Annotated in this window: 20 protein-coding genes; 3 read left to right on the plus strand and 17 right to left on the minus strand. The window is 73.1% G+C overall.

Translation table 11 applies throughout. The features are described from left to right. Positions 1 to 144: 144 nt before the first annotated feature. The gene (locus ACIRQF_RS17840) at positions 145 to 1,575 is read right to left on the minus strand and encodes a ricin-type beta-trefoil lectin domain protein (protein WP_404093170.1); all 1,431 of its coding nucleotides are present in this window, start codon (positions 1,573 to 1,575) and stop codon (positions 145 to 147) included. 160 nt (positions 1,576 to 1,735) lie between these two features. On the opposite strand from ACIRQF_RS17840, the gene ACIRQF_RS17845 reads away from it, so the two are divergent. Beyond that, a complete protein-coding gene (locus tag ACIRQF_RS17845; RefSeq protein WP_404093173.1) occupies positions 1,736 to 3,538 on the plus strand; it encodes a protein kinase in 1,803 nt (600 codons plus the stop codon). Between the two features lie 137 nt (positions 3,539 to 3,675). Here the strand turns inward: ACIRQF_RS17845 and gatB are convergent, their stop codons facing one another. From gatB to ACIRQF_RS17910, 13 genes are all read right to left on the minus strand, one after another. Then, complete coding sequence (gene gatB / locus ACIRQF_RS17850) at positions 3,676 to 5,187, minus strand: Asp-tRNA(Asn)/Glu-tRNA(Gln) amidotransferase subunit GatB (protein ID WP_376636684.1); 1,512 nt, start codon at positions 5,185 to 5,187, stop codon at positions 3,676 to 3,678. Positions 5,188 to 5,202: 15 nt separating this feature from the next. Continuing rightward, entirely contained in the window at positions 5,203 to 5,382 is a 180-nt protein-coding gene (locus ACIRQF_RS17855; protein ID WP_376636704.1) for a hypothetical protein, read from the minus strand. Between the two features lie 62 nt (positions 5,383 to 5,444). Further along, positions 5,445 to 6,947, minus strand: a complete 1,503-nt coding sequence (gene gatA / locus ACIRQF_RS17860) for an Asp-tRNA(Asn)/Glu-tRNA(Gln) amidotransferase subunit GatA (RefSeq protein WP_376636685.1) — start codon at positions 6,945 to 6,947, stop codon at positions 5,445 to 5,447. Between the two features lie 7 nt (positions 6,948 to 6,954). Next, on the minus strand, positions 6,955 to 7,251 hold the full coding sequence (gene gatC, locus ACIRQF_RS17865) for an Asp-tRNA(Asn)/Glu-tRNA(Gln) amidotransferase subunit GatC (protein ID WP_010984178.1): 297 nt from the start codon (positions 7,249 to 7,251) through the stop codon (positions 6,955 to 6,957). Between the two features lie 142 nt (positions 7,252 to 7,393). Continuing rightward, positions 7,394 to 9,517, minus strand: coding sequence for a putative bifunctional diguanylate cyclase/phosphodiesterase (locus tag ACIRQF_RS17870; protein WP_389756755.1), 2,124 nt, complete (start codon positions 9,515 to 9,517; stop codon positions 7,394 to 7,396). 273 nt (positions 9,518 to 9,790) lie between these two features. Further along, entirely contained in the window at positions 9,791 to 11,968 is a 2,178-nt protein-coding gene (gene ligA / locus ACIRQF_RS17875; RefSeq protein WP_404093177.1) for an NAD-dependent DNA ligase LigA, read from the minus strand. 32 nt (positions 11,969 to 12,000) lie between these two features. Continuing rightward, the gene (locus tag ACIRQF_RS17880) at positions 12,001 to 13,032 is read right to left on the minus strand and encodes a methionine synthase (protein WP_376636688.1); all 1,032 of its coding nucleotides are present in this window, start codon (positions 13,030 to 13,032) and stop codon (positions 12,001 to 12,003) included. Next, on the minus strand, positions 13,029 to 15,083 hold the full coding sequence (locus ACIRQF_RS17885; RefSeq protein ID WP_404093180.1) for a tetratricopeptide repeat protein: 2,055 nt from the start codon (positions 15,081 to 15,083) through the stop codon (positions 13,029 to 13,031). Before ACIRQF_RS17885 ends, ACIRQF_RS17880 begins: the two co-directional genes overlap by 4 nt. Before the next feature lie 7 nt (positions 15,084 to 15,090). Continuing rightward, the gene (locus ACIRQF_RS17890; RefSeq protein WP_376636690.1) at positions 15,091 to 15,789 is read right to left on the minus strand and encodes an SDR family oxidoreductase; all 699 of its coding nucleotides are present in this window, start codon (positions 15,787 to 15,789) and stop codon (positions 15,091 to 15,093) included. A gap of 9 nt (positions 15,790 to 15,798) precedes the next feature. Further along, complete coding sequence (locus tag ACIRQF_RS17895; RefSeq protein WP_404093183.1) at positions 15,799 to 16,257, minus strand: hypothetical protein; 459 nt, start codon at positions 16,255 to 16,257, stop codon at positions 15,799 to 15,801. 101 nt (positions 16,258 to 16,358) lie between these two features. Then, positions 16,359 to 18,170, minus strand: coding sequence for an alpha/beta hydrolase (locus ACIRQF_RS17900; protein ID WP_404093185.1), 1,812 nt, complete (start codon positions 18,168 to 18,170; stop codon positions 16,359 to 16,361). Next, entirely contained in the window at positions 18,167 to 18,586 is a 420-nt protein-coding gene (locus tag ACIRQF_RS17905; protein ID WP_389756768.1) for a hypothetical protein, read from the minus strand. Before ACIRQF_RS17905 ends, ACIRQF_RS17900 begins: the two co-directional genes overlap by 4 nt. Positions 18,587 to 18,770: 184 nt before the next feature. Next, the gene (locus ACIRQF_RS17910) at positions 18,771 to 19,304 is read right to left on the minus strand and encodes a TIGR00730 family Rossman fold protein (RefSeq protein WP_404093188.1); all 534 of its coding nucleotides are present in this window, start codon (positions 19,302 to 19,304) and stop codon (positions 18,771 to 18,773) included. A 98-nt stretch (positions 19,305 to 19,402) separates the two neighbouring features. Between ACIRQF_RS17910 and ACIRQF_RS17915 the strand changes: the two genes are divergently transcribed. Continuing rightward, positions 19,403 to 19,999, plus strand: coding sequence for an alpha/beta fold hydrolase (locus tag ACIRQF_RS17915; protein ID WP_376636692.1), 597 nt, complete (start codon positions 19,403 to 19,405; stop codon positions 19,997 to 19,999). Positions 20,000 to 20,012: 13 nt separating this feature from the next. On the opposite strand, the gene mnmA is transcribed toward ACIRQF_RS17915, so the two are convergent. Continuing rightward, positions 20,013 to 21,164, minus strand: coding sequence for a tRNA 2-thiouridine(34) synthase MnmA (mnmA, locus tag ACIRQF_RS17920; RefSeq protein ID WP_403517880.1), 1,152 nt, complete (start codon positions 21,162 to 21,164; stop codon positions 20,013 to 20,015). 61 nt (positions 21,165 to 21,225) lie between these two features. Between mnmA and ACIRQF_RS17925 the strand changes: the two genes are divergently transcribed. Next, complete coding sequence (locus tag ACIRQF_RS17925; protein WP_404093192.1) at positions 21,226 to 21,972, plus strand: N-acetylmuramoyl-L-alanine amidase; 747 nt, start codon at positions 21,226 to 21,228, stop codon at positions 21,970 to 21,972. 166 nt (positions 21,973 to 22,138) lie between these two features. On the opposite strand, the gene ACIRQF_RS17930 is transcribed toward ACIRQF_RS17925, so the two are convergent. Further along, the gene (locus ACIRQF_RS17930) at positions 22,139 to 23,302 is read right to left on the minus strand and encodes a cysteine desulfurase family protein (protein WP_404093195.1); all 1,164 of its coding nucleotides are present in this window, start codon (positions 23,300 to 23,302) and stop codon (positions 22,139 to 22,141) included. 468 nt (positions 23,303 to 23,770) lie between these two features. Then, a complete protein-coding gene (locus ACIRQF_RS17935; RefSeq protein WP_382484393.1) occupies positions 23,771 to 24,613 on the minus strand; it encodes a thioesterase family protein in 843 nt (280 codons plus the stop codon). Position 24,614: the final 1 nt, after the last annotated feature.

The raw sequence follows: 24,614 nt of genomic DNA on the forward strand, positions 1-24,614 counted from the left end.
GGGGTGGTCGGGGGGGGCGGTTTTTGTGCGGGTTGCCCGTGGTGCACCCCGGGGGGGGGCGCGCGATTCACGGGCGGGGGGGCGGGGGGGTGGCCCCGGCGCCCCCCCGGACCGGATCAGGCGTGGGAACCGTGGGTCACGCCGTCAGAGGCGCTGCCACTGCTGGTTGGTGGCGCCGTTGCCGTACCAGAGGCCGACGTCGCTGCCCGCGGCCGTGTACGCGCCGCCGACGTCGAGCGCCAGGCCGGAGTCCTGCGCGGTGATCGAGCCGCCGGCGTTGATGTTCCACTTCTGGTTGGTGCCGCCGTTGCAGGGCCACAGGATCAGCGGGGTGCCTCCCGCGGTGCCGCCGTGGTCGACGTCCAGGCACATGTTCCCGTAGACCCGGAGTTCCTTCTCAGCCGTGTACGTCCACTGCTGGTTCTCCTTGCCGTTGCAGTACCAGATGATCATCTTGGTACCCGGCTCGCGCGAGGCGCCCGGGACGTCCAGGCAGTGCCCGGAGCCCACGCCGCGCAGTGCGCCCGAGGTGGTGGCCGGACGGCCGGTGCCCCACCAGGCCCAGGCCAGCCGGTCGGCGGCCGAGGTGTTGGTGGTGCGCAGGGTCAGGTCCGTGCCGGTGCCCTGCAGCTCGGTGAGGCTGTAGCTGTCGCCGGCCCGCAGACCGGGCCAGTAGACCGAGCCGATGCCCAGCTCGCGCACGGTGTCGGTCTGGCCCTTGAGGGTGGCGACCGCCCAGCGCCCGTTGACCGGACCGTTGTAGTCGAGGCCGGTGGTCAGCTCGGTCCCGAACTCGGTGAGCACGGTCCGCGACGCGCAGTTCCCCACCCTGGCGCGCAGGTCGGCGGCCCACCGGGCGGGGTCGGTCCAGTCCTGGTGCCAGAAGCCGTACTGGTGCAGGGACAGGTGGGTGCCGGCCAGGCGCGGGTCGGCGCACACGGGCCGGACGTCCTCGCTGTAGCCGACGCCGCCGACGAGGACGCGCTCGCGCGGGACGATGGCCCCGTAGGCGGAGAGCCAGCCGGCCGCGGTGTCGGCCCACTCGGTCGCGGAGTAGCCGAACGGCTCGTTCATCGGCTCGAAGTAGACCCGGCCGGTGTCGCCGTACCGGTCGACGACCGTCCGCCACATGGCGTCGTACGCGGCCTTGTCGTCGATCCGGCCGTCCTTGGCGGCGCCCGGGCCCTCCCAGTAGCCGAGCACGACCTTGACGCCCCGGCCGACGGCGGCGTCGATCGCACCGCGGTAGGAGTCCCACCAAGGGCCGTTCACCGAGGCCGGGTTGACGGGAAGCCGGACGGTGTTGGCCCCGAACTTGCTCTGGAACTGCCCGACCACGGCGGCCGACTTGTAGTACGTCGTCAGATAGTCGTCCTCGGTCGACAGACCGGTCGGCACCACGGCGTCGTCGGCGTAGTTGTCCCGCGGGTCGGCCCAGTTGACGCCCTGGAACCGACCGCCGTCGGGCGTGGCCGCGGCCGCCTCGGAGGTGAGCGGGCCGGCCTGGAGACCGATGACCGAGACGGCACCGGCGACCAGGAGCGTCAGGAGTCTTCGACCCCTTCGATTGCTCACGTCGGACATGTATTCCCCCTGTACACATGAGTCGCATCGTGACAATGCGACCGGATTCAGCAGAAGTCGATCAATCGTGATCGTATATCAGCTCGGTTGACCCCACCTCGCCGTGAGCGGCAAGCTGATCGCCTGTCAATTCACGTGACGTGGGGGAAGATTGAGCGGGACTGCGCATCACATCGGGCCGGACACGGCGCCCGACCGGTACCGCCTCCTGAGGTCCATCGGACGGGGCGGCGAGGCCGTTCTCTACCTCGCGGAGATCGAGCTGGCGGGCGGAACGGAACCCGTCGTCGTCAAGGTGCTCGACTCCAAGACGACGATCACGCCGGAGCTGTTCGAGCGTGTCAGCCAGAAGTGGAACGAACAGGCCGAACTACTCCGCTTCGTGCACCGCCCCGGCGTGGTGGGCGTCCGCGAGCACTTCCAGGGCCCGCCGATCCACCGCCCCGGCGAGGCGGAGACGCTCAGCGGCCGGGCCCTCGTCCTGGTCATGAACCACGTCGACGGGCTCGACCTGCGCGACTGGCGGGCCGAACGCACCCTCGCCGCCCCCTCCGAGCGCCGCGAGGTGATGCGCACCCTGGAGCAGCTCGCCGACGTCCTCGACTGGTTGCACTCGGGCAAGGCGACCCCGTCGGGCCGTACCGTCGTGCACGGCGACCTCTCCCCCGGCAACGTCATGGTCGACCAGCACGGCCAGGCCACCCTCGTCGACTTCGGCCTCAGCAAGCTGACCGCCGACCACCAGACGGCGGAGGTGTGGTTCACCCCCGGCTACGCGGCCCCCGAGGTCTTCGAGGGGAAGCGGACCCCGGGCTCCGACCGGTACGCCTTCGGCGCCATCGCCTACTTCCTGCTCAGCGGACAGGCCCCGCCGACCGTCCCCGAGCAGCTGTCCGCGGCGCTCGCCGGGCTGCCGCACATCGCCGGCCTGACCGAGGAGCAGCGCGCCCGGGTGCTGAGCATCGCCGCGGCCGAGCCCGAGCGGCGGCCGGTCAGCCTGTCGTCCTGGGTGAAGGACGTACGGCACGGCGTCGTGTCGACCACCACGACGAACCGCCCGGCCGTCCAGGACGCCGTCCCCGCCCCCGTGCCGCCCGTCGTGCCCCCGCTCGCCGCCCCGGCGACGCCACCGCCACCGGCCGGTCCGCCGACGGTGGCCCCGGGCGCACCCCAGGGCTTCGGGGAGCCCACGTACCCGATCCCGCTCACCCCGCAGCCGCCGCTCCGGGCGGAGCCCTCGCCGTCGCCGCAGCAGCCCGTCACGGGACCGCCCGGGCCGCCGCGGCGCAAGCGGCGCACCGGCCTCGTCCTCGGCGCCGTCGCCGCCGTCGTGGTGATCGCCGTCCTCGCGGTGCTCGGGGTCGAGCTGCTCGGCGACAAGGACAAGAAGGAGGACGCCGCCGCGAAGGGCGGCGGCTCGACCTCCTCCGCCCCGGCCACCACCGCGCCCACGCCGACCGAGGAGCCCACCACGGAGTCGCCCTCGCCCGAGCCGACGGACACGGAGTCCACCGACCCGGACGCCTCCGCCAGCCCCTCGTACGACCCCGGTTCGCTCCCCGACGTGCCCATGGCGGACCTGACCACGCTCTCCTCGGTCAGCGAGCCCGACTCCTTCACGGTCGGCCCGGCCAAGATCAACACCAAGGAGTACGGCGCCGCCCTGCACGGCGACTGCTACAACGGCGCCTACGTGGAGTACGACCTCAACCGCGAGTGGCAGACCTTCGAGTTCACCGCCGGCATCGACGACAAGTCGAAGATCGAGGAGGCCCGGATCGTCATCTCCGTGGACGACCAGCCGGCCCTGTTCAACGAGACCGTCGTCCTCGGCAAGCCGATCTCCCGCACCCTGAAGATCGCCGGAGTGCTCCGGCTGCGGCTGAAGGTGGAGTCCTCCTCCTGCTCCGACTCGGGCAGCGGGGTGATCGCCGCCCCGATCCTGCGCCGCTAGGCCGTCTCTTCCGGAGCTTGCCGGGCGCCGCGGCGTCCCGGGGCACAGCGCGAGAGGGCGGCCCCGCACCGGAAGTCCGGTGCGGGGCCGCCCTCTTCTGCCGTGCGGAGCGGATCTGCCGTGCGGAGCGGCGGGGGTCAGCCCTCGCTGACGCCCAGCCTCTCCAGGATCAGGTCCTTGACCTTCGCCGCGTCGGCCTGGCCACGGGTGGCCTTCATGACCGCGCCGACCAGGGCGCCGACCGCGGCGACCTTGCCGCCGCGGATCTTGTCGGCGATGGCCGCGTTGCCGGCGATGGCCTCGTCGACCGCCGCGCCGAGCGCGCTGTCGTCGGAGACGACCTTCAGACCGCGCTTCTCGACGACCTCGTCCGGGGTGCCCTCGCCCGCGAGGACGCCCTCGATGACCTGGCGGGCCAGCTTGTCGTTCAGGTCGCCGGAGGCGACCAGGGCCGACACGCGGGCGACGTCCGCCGGGGTGATCGGGAGCTCGTCCAGGGCGACGCCCCGCTCGTTGGCGTTGCGGGCCAGCTCGCCCATCCACCACTTACGGGCCGACGCAGCGTCGGCGCCCGCCTCGGTCGTGGCGACGATCGGGTCGACCGCACCCGCGTTGAGGATGGCCTGCATGTCCAGCTCGGACACCCCCCACTCCTCGCGCAGCCGGTTGCGGCGCACGCGCGGCAGCTCCGGCAGGCCCTTCCGCAGCTCCTCGACCCACTCGCGGGAGGGGGCCACCGGCACCAGGTCCGGCTCGGGGAAGTAGCGGTAGTCCTCGGCGTTGTCCTTGATGCGGCCCGAGGTGGTGGTGCCGTCGTCCTCGTGGAAGTGGCGGGTCTCCTGGATGACGGTGCCGCCGGAGGAGAGGACCGCCGCGTGGCGCTGGACCTCGAAGCGCGCCGCGCGCTCCACGGAGCGGAGCGAGTTGACGTTCTTCGTCTCCGAGCGCGTGCCGAAGGTGTCGGACCCCTTCGGCATCAGCGACAGGTTGACGTCGCAGCGCATCTGGCCCTTGTCCATGCGCGCCTCGGAGACGCCCAGGGCGCGGATCAGCTCGCGCAGCTCCGCCACGTACGCCTTGGCGACCTCGGGAGCCCGCTCGCCCGCGCCGACGATCGGCTTGGTGACGATCTCGATGAGCGGGATGCCGGCCCGGTTGTAGTCGAGCAGCGAGTGCGAGGCGCCGTGGATGCGGCCGGTCGCGCCACCGATGTGGGTGGACTTGCCGGTGTCCTCCTCCATGTGGGCGCGCTCGATCTCCACACGGAAGATCTCGCCGTCCTCCAGCTGGACGTCCAGGTAGCCGTCGAAGGCGATGGGCTCGTCGTACTGGGAGGTCTGGAAGTTCTTCGGCATGTCCGGATAGAAGTAGTTCTTCCGGGCGAAGCGGCACCACTCGGCGATCTCGCAGTTCAGCGCGAGACCGATCTTGATGGCGGACTCGACGCCGACCTCGTTGACCACCGGCAGCGCGCCGGGCAGGCCGAGGCAGGTCGGACAGGTCTGCGTGTTGGCGTCCTGGCCGAGCTCGGTCGAGCAGCCGCAGAACATCTTCGTCCTGGTGCCGAGCTCGACATGGACCTCCAGGCCCATGACGGGGTCGTACTCGGCGAGTGCCGCCTCGTACGACAGCAGTTCAGTGACAGTCACGGTGGAACTTCCCTCTCAGCCCAGCAGGACGTCGTCGTCGCCGAGGCGCTTCAGCTCGCGGTACAGGATCGCGAGGCCGGTGACGATGGCGGCGGCGGACACGACGGCGTCGACGAGCTTGAGCGTGTCGTGCTCGTTACGGGCCTTCTTGATCTGCTTGGTCACCGTCACGGCGCCGAACGCCGTGGTGGCCATCGACAGATACGTACCGGTCTTGGACTTCTTGAAGCCCTTGGCCTTCTGCAGTGCACTGGAACTCACAGCGACGGAGCCTCCTCAAGCAGCGGGTGGCCCCACTTTTCCACGAAGGCGGCCTCGACGGCGGCACCGACCTTGTACAGGCGGTCGTCCTTCAGGGCGGGGGCGATGATCTGCAGACCGACCGGCAGACCGTCCTCCGGCGCCAGGCCGCAGGGCAGCGACATGGCGGCGTTGCCGGCCAGGTTGGTCGGGATGGTGCACAGGTCCGCGAGGTACATCGCCATCGGGTCGTCGGCGCGCTCGCCGATCGGGAAGGCGGTGGTCGGGGTCGTCGGGGAGACGATCACGTCGACCTGCTCGAAGGCCTGCTCGAACTCGCGGGTGATGAGGGTGCGGACCTTCTGGGCCGAGCCGAACCACGCGTCGTAGTAGCCGGAGCTCAGCGCGTAGGTGCCGAGGATGATGCGGCGCTTGACCTCGGGGCCGAAGCCGGCCTCGCGGGTGAGCGCGGTGACGTCCTCGGCGGACCGGGTGCCGTCGTCGCCGGTGCGCAGGCCGTAGCGCAGACCGTCGAAGCGGGCCAGGTTCGAGGAGCACTCGGACGGCGCGACGATGTAGTACGCGGAGAGCGCCAGGTCGAAGGACGGGCAGTCCAGCTCGACGATCTCGGCGCCCAGCGACTTGAGCAGCTCGACGGACTCGTCGAAGCGCTGCACGACACCGGCCTGGTAGCCCTCGCCGCGGAACTGCTTGACGATGCCGACGCGCATGCCGGCGACCGAGCCGTTGCGGGCGGCCTCGACGACCGGCGGGACCGGGGCGTCGATCGAGGTCGAGTCGAGCGGGTCGTGCCCGGCGATGGCCTCGTGCAGCAGGGCCGCGTCGAGGACCGTACGGGCACAGGGGCCGCCCTGGTCGAGCGAGGAGGAGAAGGCCACCATGCCGTAGCGGGAGACCGCGCCGTAGGTCGGCTTGACGCCGACGGTGCCGGTGACGGCGGCGGGCTGGCGGATCGAGCCGCCGGTGTCCGTGCCGATGGCGAGCGGGGCCTGGTACGCGGCGAGCGCGGCCGAGGAGCCACCGCCGGAGCCGCCGGGGATCCGGGTCAGGTCCCAGGGGTTGCCGGTCGGGCCGTAGGCGCTGTTCTCCGTGGAGGAGCCCATCGCGAACTCGTCCATGTTGGTCTTGCCCAGGATCACCACGTCGGCGGCCTTGAGCTTCTTGACCAGGGTCGCGTCGTACGGCGGGATCCAGCCCTCGAGCATCTTCGAGCCGACCGTCGTGGGCACGCCCTGGGTCGTGAAGATGTCCTTGAGTGCCAGCGGGACGCCGGCCAGCGGGCCGAGCTTCTCGCCGCGGGCGCGCTTCTCGTCCACGGCGCGGGCCTGGGCGAGGGCGCCCTCGCGGTCGACGTGCAGGAAGGCGTGGACCTTCTCGTCGACGGCCTCGATGCGGGCCAGGTGGGCCTCGGTCACCTCGACGGCGGTGAGCTCGCCGGAGGCGATCCTCGCCGCGATCTCGGCGGCGGTGAGCTTGATGATGGTGCTGTTGTCCGTCATGACGTTCTTAGTCCTCCCCCAGGATCTGCGGCACCTTGAAACGCTGCTGCTCCTGGGCCGGGGCGCCGGAGAGCGCCTGCTCGGGGGTGAGCGACGGACGGACCTCGTCCGCGCGCATGACATTGGTCAGCGGCAGCGGGTGGGAGGTCGGCGGTACGTCTTGGTCTGCGACCTCGGAGACGCGGGCGACCGCGCCGATGATGTCGTCGAGCTGTCCGGCGAAGTGGTCGAGTTCTTCGGCCTTGAGCTCCAGACGTGCCAGCCGTGCGAGGTGGGCGACCTCCTCGCGCGTGATGCCAGGCATGCGGATCCTCACGGGGTGAGTCTGATGGTGTTGGCCCAATCCTATGGGGCCCGCACCGGTACCCGTGAAACGGTTTGCCCCCGCGGGGGCTCCCCGTGCCCCGTACGCCGTCCTCGGGACGGTCCGGACGGGCTTCCCGCGGCTACTGGACGACGTGGTCCGAGGACGGCCCGACCTCGGCGATCGCCGCGTTCGCGGCCAGCTCGGAGGGGCGGCGCCAGCCGTGCTCGCCACGGGCGAGGAGCCAGGCGGTGGCCTCGCCGGGAGGCATCGCGGCGGCCACCAGCCAGCCCTGGACGGCGTCGCAGCCCAGGTCGCGCAGGCGCTCCCAGGTCTCGTCGTCCTCGACGCCCTCGGCGACGACGAGCAGCCCGAGGGAGTGCGCGAGGTCGACGGTGCAGCGGACGATCTCGGCGTCCTCGGTGTCGACGGCGAGCCGGGCGACGAAGGAGCGGTCGATCTTCAGTTCGCTCACCGGCAGCCGGCGCAGGTGCACCAGGGAGGAGTAACCGGTGCCGAAGTCGTCGAGGGACATCTTGACGCCGTGACCGGTGAGCCCGGCCATGGTGTCGGCGGCGCGCTGGGGGTCCTCCAGGAGCACGTGCTCCGTTATCTCCAGCTGGAGCGCGCCGGCCGGCACACCGTGCCGGGCGAGCCGGGCCGCGACGGCGCCGGCGAAGCCGGGGGTGTGGACGTCGCGGGGCGAGACGTTGACGGCGACGGGCACGTCGAGGCCCTGGGCACGCCAGCGGGCCACCTGGGCGAGCGCGGTCTCCAGGACGTACTCGGTGAGGTGGGGCATCAGGCCGGAGGACTCGGCGATGGCGATGAACTCGTCGGGCGGGACCTTTCCGCGCTCCGGGTGCACCCAGCGGACCAGCGCCTCCAGGCCGGCGACCTGCCCGTCGAAGCGGACCTTGGGCTGGTAGTGCAGCTCGACCTCGCCGGCGTCGAGGGCGCGGCGCAGGTCGCCGAGGAGGCCGAGGCGGTCGGGGGTGTTGGAGTCGCGCTTGGACTCGTAGACCTCGACTCCCGTGCGGTCCCGCTTGGCCTGGTACATCGCGACGTCGGCGCGGCGCAGCAGGCCCTCGGCGTCGAGGGCGTGCTCGGGGAAGACGGCGACGCCGGCGCTGGCCTCGAGGACGAGGGTGAGCCCGTCGAGGTCGAGCGGCGAGGACAGCTCGGCGACGAGGTGCCGGGCGACCCGCTGGGCGCTGGTGGTGGAGTCGGCGGCGGGCAGCAGGACGGCGAACTCGTCCCCGCCGAGCCGGGCGGCCTCGGCGCCGCGCGGCAGGGCGAGCCGGAGGCGTTCGGCGATCTGGAGGAGCAGCCGGTCGCCGGCGAGGTGCCCGAGGGTGTCGTTGACCGAACGGAAGCGGTCGAGGTCGATCAGCACGAGTGCGGAGCGGACCCCCTCGCTCTCGGCCTCCTCCAGGGCGGTCCAGGTGCGTTCCAGGAGCCACTGCCGGTTCGGCAGTCCGGTGAGCGGGTCGCGCAGCTGCTCCTCGGCCCGGGCGCGGGCGATCCACAAGGTGGAGTCGAGGGCGATGAGCGGGACGGCGAAGAGCGGCAGGACCGCGGGGCCGGCGGCCGCGACGACGCAGATGAGGGGGGCGATGCCGAGCAGGGCGACGGCGACGAGCCCCTGGCGGAGCAGGGCGGCGCGGGCGGGCGTGGGCAGTCCGGCGGTCTGCGGGGCGAGCGCGTACCACAGCATGAGCCGGGTCGCCACGAGGTAGGCGACGGCGGCGAGCATCACTTCCGGTACGTCGGCGATCCCCCAGTCGAGGGGCCGCCAGGGCTCCGCGACGGTGGGGACGTCCCCGAAGGTGGCGAGCACGAGCGCGGCGATGCCGGTGCCGATGACGTCCACGGCGCCGTGCAGCATGCCCTGGCGCCAGCGGTGCCGGCGGGCGGCGGCGACCAGGACGACGACGGTGAGCGAGACCAGGGAGGCCGGGACCCAGCCGTAGAGGAGCAGGACGGCGAGGGTGAGGGCGGCGCCGGATCCGGTGCCGCCCCACCAGCGGTCGCGGCCGAGGGCCACGAGATGGCCGACGATCAGTCCGGTGAGGACGGCGAGGGACCAGCCGGCGGATCCGCCGGGGAAGAGTCCCTCGCCGCTGCTCAGCGCCCGGTAGAGACCGGCGGCGAGCGCGACGGCGGCGATGCCCGTCAAAGCTGCGGGCAGCCCGGAGGTGATGCCCACGAACGCCGCACGGCCCTGGGGCCGTGCGACCGGGGCGGCACTCTCGGTCGGTTTCATTCCCGTCCCTCTCACAGCCGGCGGTGCGTCGCATCGCGGGCCGTCGACATGCCACTGGGCCGTCGTCCCGCCGCGTGCCGTACCGCGTGTCCTGCTCCTGCTCGCGCCGGCAGGGCCCTCACGCGGCCGTGCGCGGCGGACGCACGGTCACCACACTAGGCCGCGGAGGGCTCTGACGGGCAGCGCTCTCCATCTCTTGCCCGAATGCGACCTGGCCACCCCTAACGATCTGGTATGCGCCGAACGGGTGAGCCTCCGCGGCCGGGTGGCGGCCTAGCCCTCGGCGGGGAGAGCCGCCTCCAACGCGGCTTCGGGTCCTTGTTCGAGCAGGATGACGAAGCCTTCCTCGTTCAGAACCGGAACCTTCAGCTGCATCGCCTTGTCGTACTTGGAGCCCGGGTTGTCCCCGACGACGACAAAGGCGGTCTTCTTCGAAACGGAACCGGCGACCTTCGCACCGACGGCTTGCAGCGACTCTTTTGCGCCATCCCTGGTGAAGTTCTGCAGGGTGCCCGTCACGACCACGGTCAGGCCGTCCAGCGGACGCGGCCCCTGGTCCTCGCCGGCGCCCTCGTCCTCGAAGCTCACCCCGGCCGCCCGCCACTTGCGCACGATCTCCCGGTGCCACTCCTCGGCGAACCACTGCTTCACGGCGGCGGCGATGATCCCGCCGACGCCGTCGACGGCCGCCAGCTCCTCCTCGGTGGCCTGCTCGATGCGCTCCAGGGAGCGGAACTGCCGCGCCAGGGCCTCGGCCGCGACCGGGCCGACGTGGCGGATGGACAGGCCGTTGAGGAAGCGGGCGAGCGGGCGGGTCTTCGCCGCCTCGATGTTCGCCAGCATCGCCAGCGCGTTCTTCTTCGGCTCGCCCTTCTGGTTGGCGAAGACGGTGACGACCTTCTCCTCACCCGTCTTCGGGTCCCGCTTGGGCAGTCCGCTGTCCGGGTCACGGACGTAGGCCTTGATCGGCAGCAGCTGTTCGATCGTCAGGTCGAAAAGGTCGCCCTCGTCGGCCAGCGGCGGCGCGGCGGGCTCCAGGGGGCGGGTGAGCGCCGCCGCCGCGACCACGCCGAAGTTCTCGATGTCCAGGCACTGCCGGCCGGCCAGGAAGAACAGCCGCTCGCGCAGCTGGGCGGGGCACGACCGCGCGTTGGGGCAGCGCAGGTCGATGTCGCCTTCCTTCATCGGCTTCAGCGGCGTGCCGCACTCCGGGCACGCCGCCGGCATCACGAACTCCCGCTCGGTCCCGTCGCGCAGGTCCGCGACCGGGCCGAGGATCTCCGGGATCACGTCACCGGCCTTGCGCAGCACGACCGTGTCGCCGATCAGCACGCCCTTGGCCTTCACCACGTCCTGGTTGTGCAGGGTGGCGAACTCGACCTCGGACCCGGCCACCGTCACCGGCTCGACCTGCGCGTACGGCGTGACGCGCCCGGTGCGGCCGACACCGACCTTGATGTCGACGAGCTTGGTGTTGACCTCCTCCGGCGCGTACTTCCAGGCGATCGCCCAGCGCGGGGCGCGCGCGGTGGAGCCGAGCCGGCCCTGGAGGGCGATCTCGTCGAGCTTGACGACGACACCGTCGATCTCGTGCTCCACCGAGTGCCGGTTCTCACCGAAGTACGCGATGAAGGCGCGGACCTCGTCGAGGGACCCGACGACCTTGTTGTGCCGGGCGGTGGGCAGACCCCACTCGTGGAGCAGTTCGTACGTCTCCGAGAGCCGGGTGATGTCGAAGCCCTCGCGGGCGCCGATGCCGTGCACCACCATGTGCAGCGGCCGGCTCGCCGTCACCTTCGGGTCCTTCTGGCGCAGCGAACCCGCCGCCGCGTTGCGCGGGTTGGCGAAGGGCTTGTCGCCGGCCTCGACCAGGCGCGCGTTGAGCCCCTCGAAGCCCTCCATCGGGAAGTAGACCTCGCCGCGGATCTCCACGAGGTCCGGGATGCGCTCGCCGCGCAGGCGCTCCGGGATGTCGGCGATCGTCCGCACGTTCGGCGTGATGTCCTCGCCGGTGCGGCCGTCGCCGCGGGTCGCGGCGCGGGTGAGCCGTCCGTGCTCGTACGTGAGGTTGACCGCGAGGCCGTCGACCTTGAGCTCGCACAGGTAGTGGTAGTCGGAGGTGCCGGCGTCCCGCGCGACGCGCTCGGCCCAGGCGCCCAGCTCCTCGTCCTCGAACGCGTTGTCCAGCGACATCATGCGCTCGCGGTGCTCGACCGGGGCGAAGTCCGTCGCGTAGGTCCCGGCGACCTTCTGGGTCGGCGAGTCCGGTGTGCGCAGCTCCGGATACTGCTCCTCCAGGGCCTCCAGGGACCGCAGGAGCGTGTCGAACTCCGCGTCGCTGACGACCGGCTGGTCCTTCACGTAGTACCGGAAGCGGTGCTCCTCGACCTGCTCCGCCAGCTCGGCGTGCTTCTCCCGCGCCTCGGCGGGGGCCCCCTGTTCGACTGCCACCGTTCCTCGTCCTCCCGATGCCTGAAACCCGGTCACTCTGGGTTGTCCGCGAGCGATCTCGCCGCCCGGGCGCAGTGTGCGAGCGCCTTGCGGGCGTACGCCGGCGAAGCACCCGCGAGGCCACAGGTCGGGGTGACCACCACGGACTCCGCGAGGGTCCCCGGATGCAGCCCCAGCCTGCGCCACAGCGTCCTGACACCCATGACGCTACCTCCCGGGTCCGACAATGCCCCCGAGGCCGGGTCCGTGGACGGCACCACACCGGCGAAGAGCTTGGTCCCGGCCTCCACGGCCTCCCCGATCGGCTCCTCGTCACGCTCGGTGAGCAGGGAGAAGTCGAACGACACACCGGCCACGCCGGCCCGGCGCAGCAGCGCGAACGGCACGCCGGGCGCGCAGGAGTGCACGATCACGGGCCCGTCGTGCACCTCGGTCAGCTCGCGCAGGGCGCTCTCCACGACCTGCCGGTCGACGGCGCGGTGGGTGCGGTAGCCGCTGGCGGTACGGACCCGGCCGAGCAGGACGGAGGTCAGCGAAGGCTCGTCCAGCTGGAGCACGATCCGGGCTCCGGGGACCCGCCTCCGCACGTCCGCGAGGTGTCCGCGCAGCCCCTCGGCGAGCGAGCCGGTCAGGTCCCGGCAGGCCCCCGCGTCGCCGAGCGCGGCCTCGCCGCCGCGCAGCTCCAGGGCGGCCGCCAGCGTCCACGGCCCCACCACCTGCACCTTGAGCGGTCCCTCGTACCCCTGGGTGAACTCCTCCAGCGCGTCCAGGTCCTCCCCCAGCCACGACACCGCGCGCCGGGTGTCCCGCCCCGGCCGGTCGCTGATCCGCCAGCCGCTGGGCTCCACGTGCGCGTACAGCTCGACGAGCATGCCGGCGGTCCGCCCGATCATGTCCGCGCCGGGCCCCCGGGCGGGCAGTTCCGCGAGGAAGGGGAAGTCCTCGAAGGATCCGGTCACGGTCTTCGCGGCCTCGCGGGCGTCCCCGCCGGGCAGGGATCCGACGCCGGTGGCCGGACCCCACGGGAACGCGGTCTTCTCACTGTTGTCGCTCTCGTCGCTCACTCGGGAAGCGTACGTGCCACGGCCTCCGCCGTGGCACGCGTGACCTGGTGGTCGGGGCCCAGGACCCGGACGCGGGCGTCGAGGACGGCGGCCATCTCGGCGCGGGCCCGGTCCGCGGGCAGCAGGGTCGCCACGTTGAACCGGGCGGTGAGGGTGTCCGGATGGTCGGGGCCCAGCAGCCGGTGCCGGGCCTCGGCGACGGTGGTGAGCTCGGCGAGGGCGACGTCCGTGTCGCCGAGCACGCGCAGCATGATGGCCCGGTTCTCCCGGGTCGTGAGGGTGTCGTAGTGCTCCCGCCCGAGGGTGCGGCCCTCCCCCTCGAGGACGGCCTCCAGCTCGGCCAGGGCCTCGCGCGTGCGCCCGAGGAGGGCGAGGTCCATGGCGAGGTTGTGACGGGTGTGCAGGCTCTTCCAGTGGTCCGGGCCCAGGAGCCGGAGGCGGGCCCGGAGCACCGCGGCGTTCTCGTCCCGGGAGGCGTCGTAGTCGCCCGCCATCTGCAGCGCGATGGCCCGCTCGTGGCGGACCTCCAGCGTGAACGGGTCCTCGGCGCCGAGCGCGCCCGCGCACTCCCCGGCGAGGGGGGTGAGCACGTCGAGGGCACGCCCCGCCTCGCCGAGCGCCGTCAGGGTCCGCCCCTCCTGGAGACGGGCCAGCCGGGCCACGGGGTGATCGGCCGTCAGGTCGCGGGCGGTGCCCGCCCGTACCGTGCGCGCCGCAGCGCCCGCGCCCGACAGCAGTCCGCGCGCGGCGAGCGAGCGTACGGCGAGGACCGCCGCCTCCCAGACCTCCGCCGGGGTGCCGGGGGCCAGCCCGTCCAGCAGGTGCGGTTCGAGCAGCGGCCACAGCGGTCCGTGTTCCTCCGGCTCCCCGCTCTCCAGCGCCAGCGCGGCCGACAGCCGCTCCCGCCCGGCGCGGTGGGCGTCCCGGACGAGCGGGTGCAGCGACACCACCGGCTCCCCGTCCCCGCTCAGGGACACGAGCCCCAGGCGGTCCAGGGCCTGGAGGCAGGCCCACAGCTCGCCCGGCGGGATGTCGACCCGCCCGGGGGCGAACACCCGCAGCGGCACGGGCGCGTCCGCGAAGCCGGCGAGGAGGCGCAGCAGCGCGTCCGCGTGGGTGTGGCCGCGGTCGCGCAGCAGGCGCAGGGACATCGCCCAGATGCGGGCGAGGGTGCCGTCGCCGTCGACGGTGACGTCCCCGGCGCCGAGGGCGGCGAGATAGGCGGCGTACGTGGCGGGTTCGCCGGGCGTACGGAGAAAGGCGGGGCGTTCGGCGACGGAGGCCAGGTAGCGCCCGGCGCTGTCGAGGGCGAGCGGCAGCCCGCCGAGGCGCCGGGAGAGTGCGGCGGCGTCCGGGTCGGCGCCGGCGTCCGCGCCCGCCCGGTCGGTGAGGACGCGGGCGCCGTCCGGGCCGGGCAGGGCGCCGAGGGGGTGCAGGACCGGCCCGGTGCCCCAGGAGGCGGGGTCGCCGTCGCGGGTGGTGACGAGGACGAGCCCGGCGGCGGACGGCGCACGGACCAGGCCCGTACCGGCGGCGAGCGCCCCGGGCCCGTCGAGGAGGGCGAGGTCGTCGGCGTTGTCGAGGACGAGGAGCCAGGGTTCGGGCAGCGCGGCCAGCCGCTCCCACAGCAGGTCGGCGGTCTGGCCGGCGGCCAGCTCGTCCTCGCCCAGTCCGAGCCGCCGGGCGATCGCGCGCAGCCCGCCCGAGAGCCGGCCGGCGTCCTGGGCGGCGACCCACCACACGGGGGCGCCGTTCCGCGCGAAGGCATCGGCGACCTCGAGGGCGAGGCTCGTCTTGCCGACGCCCCCGAGGCCGTAGAGGACGTGCGTGCCGGAGGCGGCGAGGAGCCGGGCGAGCAGCTCGGCGCGGCCGCGCAGCGGGGCGCCGCGCAGGCCCCAGGGCGGGGCGACGGTCACCTCGTCGGCGGGCGGCGGCGTCTGCTGGACGACAAGGTGCTCGATGTGCCCGGCCTGGACGACGGTGCCCTGCGTCCCGCCGGTGATCGAGTTCCGCCCCGCGCCCGTGCCGGTCCCCGCCTCCGCCCCCGTCATCGTGTCGTCAGCGCCCCGGTCGCACGGTCAGGTCGTTGACCTCGGCGTCGCGCGGGAGGTCGATCGCCATGACGATCGTGGTGGCCACCGACTCCGGGTCGATCCACTTCCCCGGGTCGTACTCCTTGCCCTCCTGCTGGTGCACCTTCGCCTGCATGGGGCTCGCGGTCCGCCCCGGGTAGACAGACGTGACCCGCACGCCGTGGGCGTGCTCTTCGTGGCGCAGGGAGTCGGCGAGCGCCTTCAGACCGTGCTTGGAGGCGGCGTACGCGCCCCACTCGGCGTGCGCGGTGAGCCCGGCGCCCGAGTTCACGAACACGACATGCCCCTTGGAGACCCGCAGTTGGGGCAGGAGGTGGCGGGTCAGCTCGGCGGGCGCGACCAGATTGACGTTGAGCTGGTGGTGCCAGGTCTTCGGGGTGAGGTCGCCGACCGGGCCGAGGTCGACGACGCCGGCGATGTGCAGCAGGGTGTCGACCCGCTCGGGCAGACTCTGGTGCGAGAACGCCCAGGAGAGCCGGTCCGGGTCGGCGAGGTCGCCGACGAGCGTCCGGGCCCCGGGGAACTCCGCCGCCAACTCCTTCGCCCGCCCCGCGTCCCGCGCGTGCAGCACGAGCTCGTCCCCGCGCGCGTGCAGCCGCCGAGCGACGGCGGCGCCGATGCCGGAACCGGCTCCGGTGATCACATGAGTAGCCATGGGGCCCATGCTCTCAGTTCAGGAGAGGGGCGTCGTGGCGGACCAGAAGTCGGATCGGACGTTGGGGGTCGGGATCTTGCCGAGCGGGTAGGCGGGACCGTTGGGCCTTGAGGTGGGCTCGGCAACCTCGGACTCCTCGACGCACGGGGTGGTGACGTCGAAGAAGACCTGCCCCTTGTAGCCGACCTCCAGACTCAGCTCGAAGCCGTCGGACGTCCGAGCGAAGACGGCCGGCATCTCCCGGTCGCGGTTCATTCCGGTGATCTCGTACCCGGACTTCTTCCAGGACCGTTCGACGACTCCGAGGAGGTTGCCGCGCCGCTGCTCGGAGACGATGGTCGTCACCGTCCGGCGCCGCGTCACCGTGCAGCTGCCGGATGTCGTCGTGGCGTGGTCCCACTGGACGGCCGGCACGACCGCGCTCAGCGTCGTGTCCAGAATCGCGTCCGCGCGATCCGCCGCGCCCTGCATGTTCATGCCTGTCGTAGCTCCTCCGCCGCCCATGACTCCACACCCCGCGAGCACCACGCCCGCGAGGAGAACGCTCAGGGCGACCCGAGTGCCCCGTGTCCGCCGAGTCATCGGTACTCCTCCGTCGTGATCTTTCCGGGCTGCCCGCCGACGATCCTGGCGATGTTCTTCGCCGATTCCGGGTCCAGCTCCGGAGTGAAGTACTGGGAGTGGGCGTCGAAGCCCCCCAGGTCCGTGACCATTCCGGGCCCGTCGGCGACCTTGAACCGACGCGCACCGAACGCCTCGCTCGCCGGGTCCTTGCCGAAGTACACGTCGTCGTCGCCCCAGTCCAGGAGGTCGCGGGCGATCAGGACTCCCGTCGGACCTCCCATCAGCAACCCTGCGGCCGCCTCGCCCTTCGACGGAAGGTGGGTGACCGGATCGTTGTCCGCCGCTCCGACGTAGACGTGGTCCTTGCTCACCCCGAGGTCCTGCGCCTTGTCGACGCCCACGCCGGGGCTGCCGAGAAGGACGACATCGTCCACACCGGGGATCCCGCCGGATTGCCTCGCGGCCGTGCCGACAGTGAGGGAACCGTACGAGTGCCCGATGGCGGTCACGTGGGGGTCCTTGCTCTCGTTCGTCGCCAGGAGCCCCTCCATGAACCGGTTGTACGCCGGCGCGCCCTTCTCCGCGTTGGCCGTGGACCCCACCTGCGCGAAGTTCGGCGCGTCGTAGCCGAGCCAGACGATCGCGGCGCTGGACGGATCCACGCGCCGGGCGCCGATGGCGGTGTCCTGGGCACGCTTCATCGTGTCCTTGACGAACTCGCCGTCGAGCTTGGTACCCAGCCCGGGGACGTAGGCGGACACGTTCTTCGAGGTGTCCGGGTTGCCGTAGGCCACGATCGCGCGCCCGTTGCCCTCGTCGCCGATGCCCAGCAGGAACATCGGCGGATCGCTCGGCTTGCCGAGCTTGTCCCGGATCATCCGCAGCGCGTCCAACTGCGTCTCGGATTCCCCGTCGTGCCGACGGGACACCTCGTCGATCAGCACGGGAAGGTAGGTCCGGTTCGCTTCGTCCCGCACCGCCGCCGGGATGCCGTCCAGACCACCGATCATGTCCGGGGCCACGTCCAGGTACTCGCGGCGCTGCTCCTCAGGGAGCCCGTCCCACCACGCCTTGCGTTCGGCGGGGCTCTTGTCGAACGGAACGCCGTCGGCAAGGTGACCGCCCGCGGTGGCGCGGACGTCGGCGGTGTCGTGGGCGACATCCTTCAAGGTCGCCTCGGTGACGTCGAGGCCCTGCTCGGCCTTGAGGCCGTTCAGCGTCTTCGTATAGCGGGCGTCGATGTCGTGTGCGGACCGCACGGCCCGCGCGATGCGGTCGGCCACGTCCTGTGCCTTCGCCGCATTCGGGTTCAGGGGCTTGAAACCCGAAGAGCCCGGATACAGGGGGGACTGTCCGCCCGTTCCGAGGCCGGGCGGCTCCAGGGGAAGGCGGGCGCTTCCGTGGACCGTGCTGCCGGGGGCCTGCCGCTTCGCCCCGGTGAGGTCGGCGACCTCGGCCGCGGGGTAGCCGACCGAACCGTCCTCGTGGACCGTGAAGTTCAGCGTGCCGGCGTCCGCGAGGGCCTGCTTCAAGCGGGTCTGAGGTTCCGCCAGATCTGCGGCAAGGCCATTGAGGGCGCTACGGACGAGTCCGCACTCGCTGTGGATGTACTGGAAGTTGCGGCTCAGGCGCCGGAGCCGGCCGACAGCCGCCCCCGCCGACTCGCTCCGCTGCGTCTCATGAAGCCTGGCGGCCATGGCGCGGTCGACCCGTACGCGGTCGGAGTCCGACCGCCCGGAGACCTGGTGCCAGGAGTCACCCGCCTCCTCGAACTCGGCGAGCCTGAGGTCGCGGAGCTGTTGCCAGGTGAGGGTGCCGGCCGTCATCGGTCGCCCTCCGGCCTGCGCGCGACGCCGGCGAAGGAGTTCCGGACCCCGGTGTCGGTCTCGCCCATCTCCTTCGCGACCGTGAGCAGGTTGCCTCGGAGGGCCTCGCACTCGTCGCGTACGGCCGTGAGGCGGTCTTCCCAGGACTTCCGCACGCCGGCAAGGGCGGCGACCGCGCCGAGGCCCGCGCCGCCCGTCGTGACTCCCTCGTGGCCGGGGCCGAGGGCCGACCGGCTCGTCTCGGTGCTGGTGCGCAGCTCACCCGCCGTGCCCGAAGCGCTGGTCCACGGGCCGCCACTGTGCTGGAGATCGGCCGAGCCGGAAGCACCGGACTCGGGTGCCGTCGAGGCGAGCGTCATCGTGGCGCCGCCCGCCGGCGGCCCGAAGATCTCCTGCCAGCGCTCCGAGTAGTTCACGGTCCCCCCCCGTTCTCGTCAGCGCGCGTGTGCGCGCAGCAAAAAGCTAACGGGGCCGGCCGGTGCGTACACAGTCGCGAAGCAGGACCGGAGCAAATTGAGGGATGATCACGTAGCAGCCCGTTGAGCAGGGCGCAAGAGCTCCCGCGCTCAGCTCCCGCACCCTGTCCCCATGTTCGCGAACTCAACCCAGGGACGACTCCAGATACGCGAGCGCCTCCGCGCCGTCCTGCGCGAAGTGGACGAGTTCGCCGAGCGGGCGCGGCAGGAAGCCCTCGTCCTCCATGCGGCGGAACTGGGTCCTGAGGCCGTCGTAGAAGCCGGCCGTGTTGAGGAGGACGACGGGCTTGTTGTGCTTGCCGTGCTTCTTCAGCTCCAGGATCTCCGTGGCCTCGTCCAGGGTGCCGGTGCCGCCGACCATGATCACGATCGCGTCGGACTTCGCGAGCAGCAGGGCCTTGCGCTCGGCGAGGTTCCCGGCGATCACCATCTCGTCCGCTTCCGGTCGGGCCTTGGCGGCGAGGAAGTCGACCGAGACGCCGACCAGGCGTCCACCGGTCTCCGCGACGCCGTCCGCGACGACCTTCATCAGACCGGTGTCCGAACCGCCCCAGACCAACGTGTGACCGGCCTTCCCGAGGCGGTTGGCGAAGTCGCGGGCGGGGACCGTGTAGCGGTCGTCGAGCTCCGCGGCGGAGAGGAAGACACAGATGTTCATGGGCCCACGGTAGGTCCTGGCACCGACAGCGGGATTTTCCCGGGAAAGTATCCGGCCGCGAGCGATGAGTTCCGGGAGCGACTCCGGTCTGCCCTTCCATGGACGAGGTGAACACCATGCCGTGCCGGGCCAAGGGCCTGGTCAGGGCGCAGGACGGGACGCGGATCGCCTACGAGCGCTACGGCGAGGGGCCGCCGGTCATCCTGGTGAGCGGGACTCCGGGCACGGCCGGCGTCGAGCGGGCGCTCGCCGGGCTGCTCGCCCGGCGCTTCTCGGTGGTCGCGTACGACCGCCGGGCCGCGGCGGACTCCGTGGAGCGGGAGATCGCCGACCTGGCGGCGCTCGTGAACGCGGTGGGCGGCGCGAGCGGCGTCGCGGCCGTGCACGGGACGGCGTCCGGCGGGGCGCTCGCACTGGCCGCGGCGGCGGCCGGGGTGCCGGTCGGGCCGGTGTCGGTGTACGAGCCGACGTGCGGCGCCGAGCAGGCCGACGGGCTCGGCCGGGTGCACGCGCGCGTGCTGGTGGTCGACGGCGGCGCGAGCCCCGCGCGGACGCGGCGGGCGGCCCGCACGATCGCGGCGGCCGTCCCCCGGGGCCGGCACCGCACCCTCACCGGTCAGACCCACGAGGTGGCCCCGCATGTCCTCGCACCGGTCCTCGCGGATTTCTACGGCGAGGACCCGGCCGGGGAGTGAGGGCCCGCTCCCCTCAGGCGCCGGCCGTGGCCGGCGCCGCCGTCCTGCGTACGGTCGTCGCGATCGTCGCCGAGCCGACCACGCGCGTGCCGTCGTACAGCACGATCGCCTGGCCGGGCGCGACGCCGCGGACCGGCTCGTCGAAGGTGACCGTCAGCTCGCCGGCCTCCAGGGCGGCCGTGACCGCGGTCTCGCCGCCGTGGGCGCGGAGCTGCGCCGTGTAGCGGCCCGGGCCCTCGGGGACGGCGCCGCACCAGCGGGGCTTGATCGCGGTGAGCGCGGTGACGTCCAGGGACTCGGCCGGGCCGACGGTGACCGTGTTGTTCACCGGGGAGATGTCCAGGACGTAGCGGGGCTTGCCGTCCGGCGCCGGGTGCCCGATGCGCAGGCCCTTGCGCTGGCCGATGGTGAAGCCGTAGGCGCCCTCGTGGCTGCCCACCTTCGTGCCGGACTCGTCGACGATGTCGCCCTCCGCCGTGCCCAGGCGGCCGGCCAGGAAGCCCTGGGTGTCGCCGTCGGCGATGAAGCAGATGTCGTGGCTGTCGGGCTTCTTGGCCACCGCGAGGCCGCGCCGTTCCGCCTCGGCGCGGATCTCGTCCTTGGTGGTGAGGGTGTCGCCGAGCGGGAACATGGCGTGCGCCAGCTGCTTCTCGTCGAGCACGCCGAGGACGTACGACTGGTCCTTGGCCATGTCGGAGGCGCGGTGCAGCTCACGGGTGCCGTCCTCCGCGAGCACGACGGTCGCGTAGTGGCCGGTGCAGACGGCGTCGAAGCCGAGCGCGAGCGCCTTGTCGAGGAGCGCCGCGAACTTGATCTTCTCGTTGCAGCGCAGGCACGGGTTGGGCGTGCGGCCCGCCTCGTACTCGGCGACGAAGTCCTCGACGACGTCCTCCCGGAAGCGCTCGGCCAGGTCCCACACGTAGAACGGGATGCCGATGACGTCGGCGGCCCGCCGGGCGTCACGCGAGTCCTCGATGGTGCAACAGCCCCGCGCGCCGGTCCGGAAGGACTGCGGGTTCGCGGAGAGGGCCAGGTGCACGCCGGTCACGTCGTGCCCGGCCTCGGCGGCGCGGGCGGCGGCGACGGCGGAGTCCACGCCGCCGGACATGGCGGCGAGTACCCGGAGCGGGCGGGGGTCGGGGCGCTGCGGCGAGGTCTGAGTCATAGCCCTACCAGGGTACGGGGCACGGGGAACCACGGTCGCCCGAGTAAGCGTTCTCGATCACATGGGGAGCAAGGGACAGGGCGGCGGCGCGGCCCGGGGCGGAAGCAAGAGCAAGGCCGGCGCCGGCGGCAAGGGCGGGGCCGGGAGTAAGGGCGGGACCTCGGGCGGGGGCGGGAAGGGGCCGGGGCGGCGGGCGCTGCTGCTCGGCGGCACCGTCGCCGTGGCCGGCACGGTCGTCTTCGCCCGGGACGAGCTGGCGCGGCTCTACTGGCGCCTGCCGGGCATGCAGAAGAAGCGGGTCGAGGGCGAGCTCGACCACAAGGGGGCCGAGTGGTCGGCGGCCTCCCGGGCCAACTGGCGGCGCGCGGACCGTCCGGACGACTACGTGATCGACCGCGTCGTGATCCACGTCGTCCAGGGCAGCTACGCGTCGGCCCTGAAGGTCTTCAAGGACCCGGCGCACGGCGCCGCCGCCCACTACGTCGTCCGCAAGGACGGGCACGTCGCGCAGATGATCCGCGAGCTCGACGTGGCCTTCCACGCCGGGAACCGGGACATGAACGAGCGCAGCATCGGCATCGAGCACGAGGGGTTCGTCGACCGGCCGCAGGACCTGACGACGGCGATGTACGCGGCGTCGGCGCGGCTCACGGCCGACATATGCGCGCGCTACGGGATACCCGTGGACCGGGAGCACATCATCGGGCACGTGGAGGTGCCGGGCACGGATCACACGGACCCGGGGCCGCACTGGGACTGGAAGCGCTACATCGCCCTGGTACGGCAGGAACGCACGCGGCTCGGCTGACCCGGGCGGGCGGGAACGGCCGGGACGGGCCCGCACGGGCGGGACCGCCCGCGGGACCGCCTGGGGGACCGCCCACGGGACTGCCCGGGGGAAACGCCCGGAGGGGAACGCCCGGGGGGAACCGCCCACGGGACCGCCCGGGGGAAACGCCCGCGCCGCCGCGGCCTCAGCTGAGGCCGGCCGCCCGTGCCCGTTCCACCGCCGGGCCGATGGCCTCGGCGACCGCCGCCACGTCCTCCTTGGTGGAGGTGTGGCCGAGGGAGAAGCGCAGGGTGCCGCGGGCCAGGTCCGGATCGGTGCCGGTGGCGAGCAGGACGTGGCTGGGCTGGGCGATGCCCGCAGTGCAGGCGGAGCCGGTGGAGCACTCGATGCCGGCCGCGTCGAGGAGCAGCAGCAGGGAGTCTCCCTCGCAGCCGGGGAAGGTGAAGTGGGCGTTGGCGGGGAGCCGGTCGACCGGGTCCCCGCCGAGGATCGCGTCGGGGACGGCGTCGCGGACGGCGGTCACGAGTTCGTCGCGCAGGGCGCCGACGGTGCGGGCGAACTCCTCTCGGCCCTCCGACGCGAGCCGGCCGGCCACGGCGAAGGCGGCGACGGCGGGCACGTCGAGGGTGCCGGAGCGGACGTGCCGTTCCTGGCCGCCGCCGTGCAGGACGGGGACGGGGGTGTACTCGCGGCCGAGGAGGAGGGCGCCGATGCCGTAGGGGCCGCCGATCTTGTGCCCGGACACGGTCATGGCGGCCAGTCCGGAAGCGCCGAAGTCGACCGGAACCTGACCGAAGGCCTGGACCGCGTCCGCGTGCAGGGGGATGTCGAACTCGGCCGCGACATCGGCGAGTCGGCGGATCGGCATGACGGTGCCGATCTCGTTGTTGGCCCACATCACGGTGGCCAGGGCGACCGACCCGGGGTCGCGGGCGACGGCCTCGCGCAGGGCGTCGGGGTGGACCCGGCCGTGGGAGTCCACGGGCAGGTACTCGACGGTCGCGCCCTCGTGGGTGGCGAGCCAGTCGACGGCGTCCAGGACTGCGTGGTGCTCGACGGGGCTGGCGAGGACGCGGGTCCGGCGCGGGTCGGCGGCGCGGCGGGCCCAGAACAGGCCCTTCACCGCCAGGTTGTCGGCCTCGGTGCCGCCGGAGGTGAGAACCACCTCGCTGGGCCGGGCTCCGAGCGCCCCCGCGAGGGTCTCCCGGGCCTCCTCGACGGTCCGCCGGGCACGACGGCCCGCGGCGTGCAGCGAGGAGGCGTTGCCCGTGACGGCGAGCTGGGCGGTCATCGCCTCGATCGCCTCGGGAAGCATGGGCGTGGTCGCGGCGTGGTCGAGGTAAGCCATGGTGCGAACGATTCTACGAGGCGCCCTCGGCGCCGCCGCCTTCTGGCCTGTTTACGCCGCGAACGGCGCCCCTCCCGGCCGCGAGGCGGGGCAGGCACGCCGGGCGCGAGGCGAGCGCGCCGGGCGCGAGGCGAGCGCGCCGGCTGCGAGGGGGGCGGGCGCGTCGGGCGCGAGGCGGGCCGGCCGCGAGGCGTGCCGAGCACGCCGGGTGCGAGGCAGGCGGGCACGCCGACCGCGAGACGGGCGTGCCCGCCGACCGCGAGACGGGCGTGCCCGCCGGGCGCGAGACGGGCGTGCCCGCCGACCGCGAGACGGGCGGGCGCGCCGGGCGCGAGTGCGGCGCCCGCCAGCCGCCAGGCGCGCCTCGGCGTCCCGGTGGGCCGTGCGTCCGGGCGCCTCGGGGCGGCCTCGCGCCGCGTCGCGGCGGCGCGGCGCGGGAGGTGCCCCCGGGCGACTCCGGCCGGCGCGTCAGGCGCGGGGCGCGCGGGCCAGCTGGCGGGACTGGGCGACGAGGCGGTCGGCGGAGTCCCAGACCTCGGCGTCCTCCTCGAGGAAGCCGCCCGCGAGGTTGCGGGTGGTGATGGAGACGCGCAGCGGGCCGGGGGCCGGGCGGCAGCGGACGTGGGTGGTGAGTTCGACTGTGGGCGTCCAGCCCTTGAGGCCCAGCTCGAAGGAGGTCGGCGGCAGGGCGTCGACCGTGAGAAGCAGGGACAGCGGGTCGGCGTCGCGGCCGTCGGCCAGGCCGAACCAGCCGCGCATCTCGCCCCTGCCCGACGGGGCGCCGACGGCCCAGCCGACGGTGGCCGGGTCGAGGCGGATGTCGAGGCGCTCGGTGATCGCCGAGGAGCCGGGGATCGCCGGGGCGGGGCCGTCCGAGGCGCCGAAGCACTGGTCGATCGGCGCGATCGCGGGCGGGGTCGCGGTGGTGCGGACCTCGTCCGGGAGCGCGTCCAGGTCACCGTACGAGGCGAGCACACGGATGCGCTCGACCTCGGTGCCGTCCTCCGCGAACTGGAGGAGGGAGGCCTGGCCGGTGGAGAGGGTGCGGCCGGTGCGGACCGTCTCCGTGCGGATGACCGCCGGGCCGGGCACGGACGGCGTGAGGTAGTGCGCGGAGATCGTGAAGGGGTCCGGGTGCGGCAGGTGGTCGCCGAGCGCGCGGCCGAGCAGGGCGAGGAGGTACCCACCGTTGACGGCGTGGATGATCGTCCAGCCCGCGGAGAGTTCGGCGTCGTAGACGCCGGGCTCACGAAGGGTCACGGCGGTGTCGCGGTCGAACTCGCTCACCGTGTCGATGCTGCTCGTGCTCATG

The organism is Streptomyces sp. NPDC101191, assembly GCF_044767915.1.
GTDB lineage: Bacteria > Actinomycetota > Actinomycetes > Streptomycetales > Streptomycetaceae > Streptomyces.

Excerpts from the sequence above, each read along its gene's own strand:
- ACIRQF_RS17855 (WP_376636704.1), bottom strand. The coding sequence starts at position 5,382 with ATGGCCACCACGGCGTTCGGCGCCGTGACGGTGACCAAGCAGATCAAG.
- gatA (WP_376636685.1), bottom strand. The coding sequence starts at position 6,947 with ATGACGGACAACAGCACCATCATCAAGCTCACCGCCGCCGAGATCGCG.
- gatC (WP_010984178.1), bottom strand. The coding sequence starts at position 7,251 with ATGCCTGGCATCACGCGCGAGGAGGTCGCCCACCTCGCACGGCTGGCA.
- ACIRQF_RS17870 (WP_389756755.1), bottom strand. The coding sequence starts at position 9,517 with ATGAAACCGACCGAGAGTGCCGCCCCGGTCGCACGGCCCCAGGGCCGT.
- ACIRQF_RS17885 (WP_404093180.1), bottom strand. The coding sequence starts at position 15,083 with ATGACGGGGGCGGAGGCGGGGACCGGCACGGGCGCGGGGCGGAACTCG.
- ACIRQF_RS17890 (WP_376636690.1), bottom strand. The coding sequence starts at position 15,789 with ATGGGCCCCATGGCTACTCATGTGATCACCGGAGCCGGTTCCGGCATC.
- ACIRQF_RS17895 (WP_404093183.1), bottom strand. The coding sequence starts at position 16,257 with ATGAACATGCAGGGCGCGGCGGATCGCGCGGACGCGATTCTGGACACG.
- ACIRQF_RS17900 (WP_404093185.1), bottom strand. The coding sequence starts at position 18,170 with ATGACGGCCGGCACCCTCACCTGGCAACAGCTCCGCGACCTCAGGCTC.
- ACIRQF_RS17910 (WP_404093188.1), bottom strand. The coding sequence starts at position 19,304 with ATGAACATCTGTGTCTTCCTCTCCGCCGCGGAGCTCGACGACCGCTAC.
- ACIRQF_RS17915 (WP_376636692.1), top strand. The coding sequence starts at position 19,403 with ATGGACGAGGTGAACACCATGCCGTGCCGGGCCAAGGGCCTGGTCAGG.
- mnmA (WP_403517880.1), bottom strand. The coding sequence starts at position 21,164 with ATGACTCAGACCTCGCCGCAGCGCCCCGACCCCCGCCCGCTCCGGGTA.
- ACIRQF_RS17925 (WP_404093192.1), top strand. The coding sequence starts at position 21,226 with ATGGGGAGCAAGGGACAGGGCGGCGGCGCGGCCCGGGGCGGAAGCAAG.
- ACIRQF_RS17930 (WP_404093195.1), bottom strand. The coding sequence starts at position 23,302 with ATGGCTTACCTCGACCACGCCGCGACCACGCCCATGCTTCCCGAGGCG.
- ACIRQF_RS17935 (WP_382484393.1), bottom strand. The coding sequence starts at position 24,613 with ATGAGCACGAGCAGCATCGACACGGTGAGCGAGTTCGACCGCGACACC.